We start from the raw sequence: 12,084 nt of genomic DNA on the forward strand, positions 1-12,084 counted from the left end.
TTCGATATAGGTATAGTCCAGTAGATACCCCATGTTAAGATGCTGAATTTAACAAAAGTCTAAGAGAGCGGCTTTACTATAACGAGTAACTGGGCAGAGTGACAAGTTAATTTAACTATCTTTATAGAAACTTATAAAACAAAGCCTATAGTTTAAATAAACGGTGAAGTTAAAATAGTATTTTATCCTTTGTCATTCCTACTTATCAGAGAAATAAAAATGGGATTTAAACTCGAAACCGTTATTCCTTGGGGGCGTTCGCTAGACGAATATGTCAGAATGTTTGACCTGCAACCCGATGAACTTAGATTAACCCTACTCGATTGTGCGGGGGGACCGGCTAGCTTTAATGCGGAGATGACGCGCCAAGGATATAATGTTATATCCTGTGATCCTATTTATCAGTTTTCGGCAACTGATATCAAAAGACGCATTCAAGAGGTATATCCAAGGGTGATTGATGGGGTGAAAGCGAATCGTGATAACTATTTGTGGCAAACAATTGGATCACCGGAAGAACTGGGAGAAATTCGCCTGTCAGCCATGGAAGAATTTATCGACGATTTATCGATGGGAATTGAACAAGAACGCTATATTAACGCTGAATTGCCTGGTTTACCATTTACAACCCATCAATTTAGTTTAGCGGTTTGTTCTCACTTCCTGTTTAGCTATTCTGACTTATTTTCTCAAGCGTTTCACCTGCTTTCGATTCAGGAATTGTGTCGTGTGGCAAATGAGGTGAGAATTTTTCCTCTGGTAGATATTTCGGGAGATGTATCTCCCCACGTATCACCTGTAATCAGGGAGTTAAATGCACAGGGATATAATGTGGAAATTAAGCAGGTGGCTTATGAATTTCAACAAGGCGGAAATCAAATGTTGCAGATAAGAAAGTTTTGAGTAAGTAGGTGGACACAATTAAAGTTAGCGGTGGAGATTAGGGAACAGGGAACAGGGAACAGGGAACAGGGAACAGTAAGGGTTTGAGACTTGTTTACATAACTTAATCTAGTTAAGTTTATTTTCACCAACCTACTTATGACGAATGACGAATGACGATCCCCACCTACTTATCGTTTCTTTTTTACCCAGATGTAACTAAACCCACCGACTCAGGATTCCGGAGGCGCTAAAGCGCTGACTACGAACGAATAGTGCGATCGCATCCGGAGCGTTAACCTTGATTGAGTATTAGTACCGCTTGGTTTTCTGCACCCCGTAAATAATCCCTGTGGCAATAGACAGAAAAATTAATAGCCACAAAATACCTCCTGGAATAAAGCTGAGGATGCCTACACCTCTAAAAATATAAACCACAATCGTAACAGCGACAGAAATGGAAAAAAGATAAGCATAAATTAGGGTATCAGATGGGGGAGGTGGACTCATAATATAAGTAGTTGAACAAAATTAAAGGTAACGGCGGGGAAATCGCTGCCCTTGAGAAGCAAGCTACGCCTTATGTCATTGGTGAAGGTTTCAGGAATAGTGACAGAACGTAAGAGAGTTCGTTTTATTTCCACCAACCTGCTTAATTTACCGTCGGATCGTGAGACCGGTGAGGATACCGATACCAATGGAAAAGAGAACGATCGCCCAGACGACAGCCGATGGAATTTGCTGAATTACACCGAGTCCCGTGAGTAACAAAACAAATGCTGCGAGTAACAGACCCACACCCAGGGCAATGCCAATAATATACAAAAAGGTTTTTGTGCCTTCATTGGGGGATTGATTCACAATTGAATTCCTTTAGATTGAGACAACGACAGAACTACGGGACTTATTTTTGCATAGAATGGAACAATCCGTTACATATAGCCCACAGGCTCTCCCTCACCTGTACGAGTATGGCACTGCTGTGTCCCTACGGTTTGCTGCAAGTTGAGCGATGCGTTCAAATCTCTGTCACACTCAAACCCGCAATTGTCGCACTGAAAAACTCTTTCGGAAACGGCATTGGGTCTTTTTCAGCCAGTCAATTAAGGGTGGATGAGGGCGCGATCGCATAGTGACCGACGACTTTCGCTTTTATTGATGATATTCAAAACAGAACCAATAAATTAAAGCGAACGATGAAGAGTACAGTCAAAAGTTACTCTAAACTGGTACTCGATAGTGTGAAGCAGGGACTGACTGATAAATCATATAATCGTTATCCATAGCAGTCCGTTTCATTTTTTGCCGGAGACTACGTTTGTATTTCAATACCCCAATGTTTTGGATACTCCCGAAAGCTAAAGTAAGCTAAAGCTTACTGTATTAAAAGCTAAAACTCATTTAAACGAATTTTAACTTTTAGCCCGTTCGCGTGAAGCGAAGCTACTGACATACCGAATATCGCTATTACGCCGTCCTGAGACGAGGACTGACAGCGATGCTATACTAACGCCAAGGTCAAATCTATTGGCGATCGCTAAATCTCCTGCTCTGTTCCGGTAGTAGAACATTCACGCAAGGCTGCGCCAGCGATGATATATCCTTAAATCCTGGGAATAACTCGAACTCTGCTTTCCACGACTTCCTATATGGGAAAGCGAGAGGATCAATATATGGAATTTCCTGAAGCTCTGAGTATTATGGGGTAAATGTAGATGCACCCCAGATATATACACTAACCCAACTTATCTAGGATGGGATGAGGGGTAATACCCCCACCCCCTACAGAAAAATTCAGGTTCTAATAAGCTGACAACTACCAGACTGCTATGGCTCGCAAAAAAAAATCCAGCCGCAAAAAAACCAATATCGAATCTTTGACGTCGAATGTTCCTGAAACGTCAGAGACATCTGAATCCACGAAAACAGTTGAGGAACCAACCCAGGACAGCACTGAGGTTAATCCTCCTCAAACTGAGGAGTCAACCCAGAGTTCTACTCCCGCCAATCCTCCAGCAACAGAAGAAAAAGCCGAGTCAACTCAGAGTTCTACTCTAGCCAATCCTCCAACGGCAGAAAAGAAACCCGAAGCGTCAACCCAGAGTTCTACTCTAGCCAATCCTCCAACGGCAGAAAGGAAACCCGAAGCGTCAACTCAGAGTTCTACTCTAGCCAATCCTCCAACGGCAGAAAAGAAACCTGAAGCGTCAACCCAGAGTTCTACTCCCGCCAATCCTCCAACGGCAGAAAAGAAACCCTATCTAGCCATTAAACCCAAACCTATCCCTGCCAAATCCGTTGAAAAGAAACCGCCACCCCCTCCAGTGACAGAAGCAACAAATGAAGCTGGCGAACTGTTTCACAAAGGCGACTCGATTACAGTAAAAGCGCCTTGGGGAGGTGAGGCGACAGCAGAAATTGTAGACTTTTATCAAACCCATAGCGGCAAGATTTGGGCGCAATACAATCCCTTAGACTCTCAACCAAACTGGACTTGGTATAGCGGATGTATTCGTACCAATCTTTTGGAGAAAGCAACACAAACCACTCAAGTATGATGAAAGACGACTGAAAGATTGTTCGCAGGCATCGGGTAGATGTGATCCAAGACTAGATGCTGATCTTGGGCGATTGCCACAACATCCTCAAGGTCACGCACACCCCAGTCTGGATTGGACGCTTGCAACGAGGCATCAAAGGCAGCATTACTGGCAGCAGTATGCTGTCCATTGCGCTTGAATGGGCCATATAAATAGAGAACGCCCCCTGGAGGAAGCAGACGACTTGCCCCGGCTATCAGTCCCAAGCACGCTGACCAGGGGGCGATGTGAATCAAATTAATGCTGACTATCGCCTTCAACGGTGAGGTTTCCCAATCAACAGGTGACTCCTTCTCTACAGACCAACTCGGTGTCTGCACATCAATATCTAAGGGTGGGTAAAGATTATCAGCAGGTTTGTAAGCAGACCAGTCTGCAATACTGGCACGCATTAGAGGATTGGCATCAGAAGGTAACCATTGACGTGGCTTTAGACGTGGGGCAAAGAAAACAGCATGTTCCCCTGTGCCACTAGCAACTTCTAAAACTGTACCTTTTGCAGGCAGTACGCGACGTAGAATCTCAAGAATCGGTTCGCGGTTGCGTTGAGTCGCAGGTGCATATTGCCGTGCATCGTCCGTTGTACTCATAATTTCTGCTTATTGATTAGACTTACCTAATTTCTATTACTTGCCCCGTTCCTCATTTCTTTCATGAGCAGGGGAGGAGTACGCATGAGTAAGGCTGAAAAGGGATCATTGTAGGTGAGGTTTGCTGTGATCAGCCAAAGGTTGCCGGAGAAATTGGCTGGGCGGTCATCGCGAATGTAGTCTTGATAACAGTTAGTTTATAAGCATCTGGGTCTTTGGCGGCTAGAAATTTATTGTTTTATCAGTTAAAATAATATATGACTAAGAATAGCTAAGGGTAAACGCAGCAAGAGTCATCTACCAAACGCTAACCGATACGAACGGTACAACGCCAGCTTGAGGGATAAACTCCAAGCCTAGCGAAAAAGAGCTTGTTCATCACTTGCTCAACCATAGAACCCCTTGCTCAAAACACTATACCTGCTCTTCTGTGACCCCTTATACTCTAGCAGCTTACCCTGTTTAAAGTTGTAGGAACGCCAATTCTATGTCAAGCCGAGTGACTAGACTGACAAACTATAAGGATTGAGTTAAGCCAAGAGAACAATGGTTGACTTGATTCTGTAGATGTTGCCATTGGGTAGCGTCCAATCAAACAACATATTTCTTTGTTCCCGTTAAAAATTTTATAGCAATCGATTTTAAAATGCTGCAACCGGAATAAGCGGCTAGATTCCGGACTAACTCGGTATTGGGGTGCTGTGATCTACCGATTGGTACGCTATCCGAACTCAAGCCCCCTTATGTAAGATTTGTGATGAAAACGATTAAACCCACTAACTCGGAAACATCAACCTTTCAAAACAACGCCATCCAACCCCGTCTAATTCTTCAAGCCATTGCCTTTACTCTGATTTTGTCCTTTAGTGCGGGTCATCTATCACCCAAGAATAAAGGGATGACGAATCAGTCTCCTCAGGCGAATCCTCAGCTATCTACGGCAATTGGTCATATTGTTTTGCAACATGCCTCTGAGCATACACGAGTGCCTTCCTCGAAACTCGACCTGGTTGAGGTGCAACCCCATACCTGGTCTGATAATTGTCTAGAATTGGCTGAGGCAGAAGCCTCTTGTCAGCAGATACCTGTATCTGGATGGCAAGTGGCTGTTGCCAAGGGGCAACACCGCTGGATCTATCGCACGGATGCTTCTGGTTCCGTGGTTAAATTAGAAAGCAGTAACGTTGATTCTAGTAAGTAGGTTAGCACGATTTTGGGATCGTCAGCGTATACAAAGGACGAAGGACGAATGACGAATGACGAATGACGAATGACGATCCCCACCGTTAACTTTAATTGTCCCCACCGACTTAAAGCCCTTTCTAATCAGAGACTTCCCAATCCGCTGAAATTTCCGGCGATCGCGCAGGTAGAGGGAAGAGTGCCTGAAACGCCGCCTGACGTTGAGGTGAGGGTTCTGGAGCGTTGTCCCACAGGGTTTCGTAGAAAAAGAATGATACCCCAGCAAATCCTCGCTGACGCACAGCTTCGACTTGCTTTTGAATTTGTGATAACGAAATTGGCTTATTTTTTAATCCGGCTAAAATCCCGATCCCCACAGGGATATGACGCCGCGCCGCCTGCACTTCCGGCTGTTCGAGTTCTGCAATAAACCGATCAAAGTCATTGCGATAAATCTGGACAATCAATTCTTCGACTAAACCCCGACGTTCCCAGGTATACCAATCGGCGAGATAGAATTCATAGGAAAAATCTTGAGGATTGGGAGACAGGGAGATAATCACATCCGACTTTTGCGCTTTAATCGCTCGGAAAAGTTGGGTTAAGTAGTCGGTAATCTGGTTCGCCCGCCAGCGCACCCACTCTGGATCTTTGGGATCACGGGGAGGAGATTGACCTTGATGTTCTTGTTGATAGAGCTTAATTGTCAAGGGATCATAACCAAACTCAAAGGGCAAGCCGAAATGATCGTCGAATTGAATCCCATCAATGTCATAGTTGTTGACTAACTCAACGACTAAATCCTGGATAAACTGTTGCACTTCCGGGTGAAAGGGATTGAGCCAAACGCGATCGTGACTTCCTTCTTGTTTAATCTTCCCACCTTGGCGATTTTGCGTCAGCCAATCGGGGTGACGTTTGGCTAACTCCGAGTCAGCCGGTGCCATAAATCCAAATTCAAACCAGGGAATCACCCTCATATCCTTTTGATGGGCTTGTTGGATGATTTCCTTGAGCATATCTCGTCCTTGGGTTCCCTGATTGGGATCAAGGGATTCATCCAAAGGAGTCACTAGCCTTACCGCCCGCCCAATTTCCTGTTCAGCCACTTGACTAGGGTAGAGGGTATAGCCCCAATTCCAAACGGTAGGATAGACGGTGTTGAAGTTGAGTTGATCTAGGCGTTGAATGGCGTTGGTAATGCCTTGAGTCGAAAATAAGACTTGGCTATCAATATTCGTCAGCCACACCCCGCGTAACTCAGCTTGAGCCGAATTGGGAACTTGAGTATTGACTTTGGCAATGTACTGGGAGGGGATCAACTCAGCGGTTTGAGTCGCTTGGCACAAAAAAGCGGCAATTTCAGCCCGACTAGCGTTTTGGTTCGGCTTGAAGGTTTGCACGCTGGGATAATTAACTACAAGCTGGTTTTCTACAGCGGCTGCGATCGCGCCTTGGGAATAATTGGGAATCGCATTAGCATCTTCAAATGCTGATGTCAAGGTTTCAACGGCAGGTTGCTGGGGAACATACTTCAACCCACTGGCTAAAGAGACTAAGGCTTGCACACGGGGGATCGGTTGATTGGGTTGGAATAGTCCGCCCGGATAACCCGCTAAAAATCCAGTTTGATAGGCTTGGCGAATCGCTTGACTCGCCCAGTGTCGAGTTGGCACATCGGCAAACTTTCCGCCCGTGCGTATCTCTGGCGCATCCGGAAAGGCTTGACCCAGCATAGCGGCAAATTCAGCCCTAGTTACAGGGGCATTGGGTTGAAAACGATTATCTGGATAACCACGAATAATCTGCTGCTGTGCTAACTGTTCAATGCACGATTGCGCCCAATTTCCTTGGATATCACTCAGCCGCGTTTGAGCGTGAGCTAGGGTTGGCAGCCATAAGGCTAAGCAAAAACCAAACATAAACAGAAACATTAACCAAGCCTGATGCCCACAAGCACGGCTAAAAGCAACTAGCCCATTGGCAAAGGCTGTAAATAAGGTTTTGACCAACTGTTTCATAAAAAGAGCAAATCTAGAAATATCACTATTGACGGGCTACACACCTTCCTGATCAGGAATGACTGGCTGAGTTAGGCAAAGGTTGCCAAAGCAACTTATCGCCATTGGCTGTCGGATCAAGACTGGAGTACTCCCAAGACTTACCCAAAAATTTCACATTTAAGGTGTATTTTATGAGTAATATTGTCTTTAGGTCAGGAATCTTAGCCGATCTCCCCCATTTCCTCATGATTGCCCCAGCAGGTTTTGGGATAAAGAACCTTAAACGGCTGAACCCATCTCCATCGGCTAGGTTAACAAAACTTGGCGTTAAATGAGTGGAAAGTTCAGAATGACAAGACGGGGGACAAGAGGGAGCAGGAGGGTTCTAGGTGCGGGAGAACTGGGGAGATTAGCTGGTCAGCTATTTAGAGCCATGCTGCACTAGAGACGTCCGCCCTAGCTCAGAAAATCTGAACTGGATGGAAATGTTAAATTTTATTACAATGGAACGAATTGGGAGACCGACACCTTGTTGTCCTCTATCGGTTTATACGCACTCATCCCCTAAGATTTATTAGAAATTAGGAAGTTGGATTAATTTTTTATTTAAAAATACAAATAATTACTAGGGAAAACTTAGATAGAATCCAAGCATTCAAATTAGGAAAAACTGTCAGCATCTTCCTATGACTAATATAGAAGCACAAGCTTTCAACGCCAATAACGGACAATCCCTGAGAAAGCTTGCCAGAGCAATCATTATGTCCCAAGGTCATTTTGCCCTGATTTTGGTGTGCTGCAAGTTTTCACCCCAACCCCTATCCGTATTAAACCAGTTACAAGAATTCTCTGCACTTCCTATTCAGGGTGTGATGCTGCCTCCCTCCGTGGATACTCTGTTTACGGCAATACGCGCAGCCGTGGATGAACCACCACCTCCGGCTGTCGTTGTCTTTGGTCTTGATTCGGTGGTTGCTGTTGATCAAGTCTTGAGTGCGACTAATCTAGTGCGTGAAGAGTTTCGCAAACAGTTTCCTTTTCCACTTGTTTTGTGGATCGATGATACAATCTTGCAAAAGATGATTCGACTAGCCCCTGATTTTAAAAGTTGGGCAGCGAATCCCCTGCGGTTGGAATGTTGTTGTCACCATAGGGCTTTTCAGCAAACTTACAAGATGGCTTGCGTTCATGGAAGATAACAAATAAGCACAGAATGTGATAAAGCCATAGATGGCTTAATAACTATCAAGATTATTCTGAAAATCTGGTTCATTATTTAAAATTCCACGCTGCGATCGCTAAACATCCCCATCCCAGGATCAAGGCGACTCCCCCCAGTGGAGTAATCGCACCCAGCCATTTAATACCGCTTAAACTTAGGGCGTATAGACTGCCCGAAAAAATAGCGATTCCTACAATAAAAGCAATTCCAGCAGCGATGAGGGGAGATGAGGGAGTTTCAGCGCGAGAAAGCAGCAATGCCACGATGAGCAACGCTAGGGAATGATAAATTTGATACCGACTGCCCGTTTCAAAAATTTCCAACGCCCGTTCACTCAGTTTTTCTCTCAACCCATGAGAAGCAAAAGCTCCGGCAGCAACCGATAAACCCCCGAACAGGGCAGCAACACCTAAAAAAATCCGAGTTATCATTAATTTCATAGATAGGATTTTTATTAATTTCTTAGAGATGTGCCGCACTTTTTAGAGACGTTCCGCCGGAACGTCTCTACTGCTTTTGACGGCTAGGGTGACAAAGGGACGCTAATCGTGCAGCGTGGCGGAAATAATTCACCCATTAACCAGAGACTAAATAAAAGCAGATACCCTAAACAAGTAGCCGCCTGCCTTCTTAAACGAGTCTTTAAGCGCCTTCTACCGCAAGTTGCTTGGGTAAATAACCCAATTCTTCCAGCTTTTGCAAAACTTTGGCTACACTCTCAGATAACTCCTCCTGATCAGTGCGGCATTCCACTTCGGGGTTGAGTGGCGGTTCGTAAGGATCATCAATTCCGGTAAACCCAAGAATTTCTCCAGCACGGGCGCGTTTATATAATCCCTTGACATCTCGTCCTTCACAAGTTGCCAGGGGAGCATTCACGTAAACTTCTAGAAAATCACCAACTTTTTGGCGTACCTCATCTCGAATTGCCCGGTAGGGCGAGATAGCCGATACCAAAACGATTACACCATTGCGGGTCAGTAGGTGAGACACAAAACCGATGCGACGGATGTTCTCGTCGCGGTCTTCTTTGCTAAAGCCCAAGCCTTTAGTGAGATTCTGACGAACAATGTCGCCGTCTAAGACTTCTAGCTTACACTCCTTCTCTTGCAAGGTTTTGGCTAGTGCTTGGGTAATCGTGGTTTTACCTGCACCACTTAGACCCGTGAACCATATCGTTACACCGCGCTGATTCATGATTATTTCTGTCGCTATCCTAAAGCCTACTGTAAGTACAATTTATCCTGTTTTCTCAGGTGAAACACTAATCGTCAAACGTCTGTTTTCTGGAATAACAGCTTGTTTGATGATCAGACTTAGATTTTAACCTGAGTCAAGGAGTTGACAATAGTTTAACTCTATTGTTTCAAGAACCCAACCGACAAAGGTGACATGCTCCCCAACCGAAAACGTTTTGAGCAACTTACAATCGCGAGGCGCATATTGCTGCACCAATTAGCCCAACCTGGGGATTCATCACAATATGAACCGGAACCTTTTCTAGCAGAGGACTGACCCGACCTTTTTCCGTAAAGGTTCGCAAGAAACTACCATCCTGCATCAAGGGCAAAATCTTAGCCGCAATCCCGCCAGCAATATATAGCCCACCGTAGGGTAAGAGTTTGAGTGCTAGATTCCCGGCTTCAGCACCATAAGCTTCCACAAACATTTTTAAGGTCTGTTCACTGAGATAGTCACTCTTTTGCAGTGCTGCTTTAGAAATCTCCGCCGCCGGATCAACGCTTTTCTCACTGCGTCCCATTTCCCGTTCCCAGGTTCTGACGACTTGGGCGATATCTGGGGATTCGTGGGCAAGTTCGCGATCGCGCAAAAACTGGTAAATGGCGACAATTCCTTGACCGGAAACGACTCGTTCAGCGGAAATGCGCTGAATATCGTACTTCTCGCGTAAATATTGTAAAAGTTGGAACTCCAGTTCAGTGCGGGGAGCAAAATCCGCATGTCCGCCTTCGGACGCGAAAACCTGATACCTGTCCTGGTTCTGAATCAGAAATCCTTGTCCTAACCCTGTACCCGCACCAATGACGGCAATTGGCGCATCCGATTGAGGATTAACCTGTTGCAGCGTACATAAATCATCCGCCTCTAAACCGAGAATCCCGTAGCCAACCGCCGCAAAATCATTGAGCAGAGTGATTTTAGCGATCGCGAGTTCTTCCTCTAACCGTCTGGCATCCAACACCCACGCTAAATTGGTCAAGTTAGAGGTATCGTTGACCACAGGACCTGCGATCGCAAAACAGGCTTTTTCAATGGTCAGTTTCCGCTGAAGCTTCTGTCCGGCTTCTGATAGAAACGTTTGGACGATCGGTACTAAATCTGGGAAATCCCGGCTAGAATAACGGGCTTCATGGAGAACCGATAACGATTCCGAGTCTGAATCCTCCACCAGTCGCAAAATTGTTTTAGTCCCGCCGATATCTCCTGCCAGTATTAATGTCATTCTTATACTTTAATGAAATCGAATCACGTCTTCAGTTTGACTCAGGTGGGAAGTATCCCCATTGAGTTCCATCACCCATTTTTCCTCATGACGCACGAGTTTGACTAAACAGCATAAAGCGGCGTTCACTTCGGGTTGACCCGGAATTAATCCCCAGGTCGCACCGACGACTGAAGCACCATGACCCACTAATAAGATATCGTCTCCGAATTCTGTGGTCAGCAGGCGAGCTGTTTGAGCGGTGCGTTCTAGCACTTTCTCATTTGTTTCTGGATACTGAGGGATGACGCGGGAGGTATACCCCGAATCAATACAGGGAAAACGCTGTTGTAATTCCTCAACAGACAGTCGTTCTGGCTCTGTTCTCATCCATTCCGGATTCAGCCATTCACTCAAACCCGCCTCCATCTTAATGGGTAAGTCCAGAATCTGAGCAATTTGGTTGGCGGTTTGTACCGTTCGCAAAAACGGTGAGGCGAAAATATGCTTAATCGTCTCCCCGCGTAATCGTTGACCTAACTCCCGCGCTTGACCAACGCCATCGTCCGATAACGGGGGATCATAAGGACGTTCTGCTGTGTTAAACCAGTCAGGGTTAACAAAGTCGAGGCGATTTCCATGTCGGGCAATCCAGAGGGTTTGAGTCATTTGTCATTTGTCATTTGTCATTCGTCATTTGTCATTTGTCAGGGAACACCTCGGCTTACCTCGACTTCGCTCGGTAACACGCTCGGTGTGTAACAGGGAACAGTTAACAGGTAAGGTAGAGTTTTGAGTTAACTTACTCATCTCCCCCAGCTCCCCCTGCTCCCTCCGCTCCCCCCGCTCCCCCAGCTCTAGATGGACGGCTTTTGATTAAGATATGTTACAATATTTAACGAAGTGTTAGCTAGTGTCAGATATAACGTATGCAATAAGCAGAGGCAAAAATAAATCGAATAGATAGCCAATTCTAAATCTGGGTTAGGGATGGGGGCTTTAACTCACCCAGTCATACACATTTCGAGTCTTCTAATCAATCTATTTCCCCCTATTGAAATAAAACTTAACATTTCTCTCATAGAGAAGCGTTCACCCCAGCCTGAGGTGAACCCTCCTGAAAAGGAGCTTAGTTGCTTGAACTCCACTCATAATATAGATA

General features: G+C 45.4%; 12 protein-coding genes and 1 pseudogene. 4 read left to right on the forward strand and 9 right to left on the reverse strand.

Features of this window, described 5'->3' with window-relative positions; translation table 11 throughout:
- Positions 1–219 precede the first annotated feature (219 nt).
- Complete coding sequence (locus RIG66_RS02725) at positions 220–903, forward strand: SAM-dependent methyltransferase (RefSeq protein ID WP_446374961.1); 684 nt, start codon at positions 220–222, stop codon at positions 901–903.
- Between the two features lie 291 nt (positions 904–1,194).
- On the opposite strand, the gene RIG66_RS02730 is transcribed toward RIG66_RS02725, so the two are convergent.
- From RIG66_RS02730 to RIG66_RS02740, 3 genes and pseudogenes are all read right to left on the reverse strand, one after another.
- A complete protein-coding gene (locus tag RIG66_RS02730) occupies positions 1,195–1,392 on the reverse strand; it encodes a hypothetical protein (RefSeq protein WP_446374963.1) in 198 nt (65 codons plus the stop codon).
- Between the two features lie 147 nt (positions 1,393–1,539).
- Positions 1,540–1,743, reverse strand: a complete 204-nt coding sequence (locus RIG66_RS02735; protein ID WP_006101891.1) for a hypothetical protein — start codon at positions 1,741–1,743, stop codon at positions 1,540–1,542.
- A 71-nt stretch (positions 1,744–1,814) separates the two neighbouring features.
- A pseudogene (locus tag RIG66_RS02740) lies at positions 1,815–1,922 on the reverse strand (hypothetical protein); the annotation flags it as partial.
- 789 nt (positions 1,923–2,711) lie between these two features.
- On the opposite strand from RIG66_RS02740, the gene RIG66_RS02745 reads away from it, so the two are divergent.
- Positions 2,712–3,440, forward strand: coding sequence for a hypothetical protein (locus RIG66_RS02745; protein WP_446374965.1), 729 nt, complete (start codon positions 2,712–2,714; stop codon positions 3,438–3,440).
- On the opposite strand, the gene RIG66_RS02750 is transcribed toward RIG66_RS02745, so the two are convergent.
- Positions 3,431–4,072, reverse strand: coding sequence for a DUF938 domain-containing protein (locus RIG66_RS02750; RefSeq protein ID WP_446374967.1), 642 nt, complete (start codon positions 4,070–4,072; stop codon positions 3,431–3,433). The genes RIG66_RS02745 and RIG66_RS02750 overlap by 10 nt on opposite strands.
- A gap of 757 nt (positions 4,073–4,829) precedes the next feature.
- On the opposite strand from RIG66_RS02750, the gene RIG66_RS02755 reads away from it, so the two are divergent.
- Entirely contained in the window at positions 4,830–5,273 is a 444-nt protein-coding gene (locus tag RIG66_RS02755) for a hypothetical protein (protein ID WP_446374969.1), read from the forward strand.
- A 121-nt stretch (positions 5,274–5,394) separates the two neighbouring features.
- Here RIG66_RS02755 and RIG66_RS02760 read toward each other — a convergent pair whose 3' ends face one another.
- Positions 5,395–7,275, reverse strand: a complete 1,881-nt coding sequence (locus RIG66_RS02760) for a glycoside hydrolase family 10 protein (protein WP_446374971.1) — start codon at positions 7,273–7,275, stop codon at positions 5,395–5,397.
- 668 nt (positions 7,276–7,943) lie between these two features.
- On the opposite strand from RIG66_RS02760, the gene RIG66_RS02765 reads away from it, so the two are divergent.
- Complete coding sequence (locus RIG66_RS02765) at positions 7,944–8,456, forward strand: hypothetical protein (protein ID WP_446374973.1); 513 nt, start codon at positions 7,944–7,946, stop codon at positions 8,454–8,456.
- Positions 8,457–8,529: 73 nt separating this feature from the next.
- On the opposite strand, the gene RIG66_RS02770 is transcribed toward RIG66_RS02765, so the two are convergent.
- The 4 genes from RIG66_RS02770 to RIG66_RS02785 all read right to left on the reverse strand — a co-directional run bounded on the left by RIG66_RS02770 (position 8,530) and on the right by RIG66_RS02785 (position 11,591).
- Positions 8,530–8,907, reverse strand: coding sequence for a DUF423 domain-containing protein (locus RIG66_RS02770; RefSeq protein ID WP_446375047.1), 378 nt, complete (start codon positions 8,905–8,907; stop codon positions 8,530–8,532).
- A 214-nt stretch (positions 8,908–9,121) separates the two neighbouring features.
- A complete protein-coding gene (gene cysC, locus RIG66_RS02775) occupies positions 9,122–9,676 on the reverse strand; it encodes an adenylyl-sulfate kinase (protein WP_446374975.1) in 555 nt (184 codons plus the stop codon).
- A 226-nt stretch (positions 9,677–9,902) separates the two neighbouring features.
- Positions 9,903–10,943 carry a glucokinase gene (locus tag RIG66_RS02780; RefSeq protein ID WP_446374977.1) on the reverse strand — a complete coding sequence of 347 codons (1,041 nt, stop codon included), beginning with the start codon at positions 10,941–10,943 and terminating at the stop codon, positions 9,903–9,905.
- Positions 10,944–10,952: 9 nt separating this feature from the next.
- Entirely contained in the window at positions 10,953–11,591 is a 639-nt protein-coding gene (locus RIG66_RS02785) for a histidine phosphatase family protein (protein WP_446374979.1), read from the reverse strand.
- Positions 11,592–12,084: the final 493 nt, after the last annotated feature.

The organism is Coleofasciculus sp. E2-BRE-01, from assembly GCF_040221695.1.
Lineage (GTDB): Bacteria > Cyanobacteriota > Cyanobacteriia > Cyanobacteriales > Coleofasciculaceae > Coleofasciculus.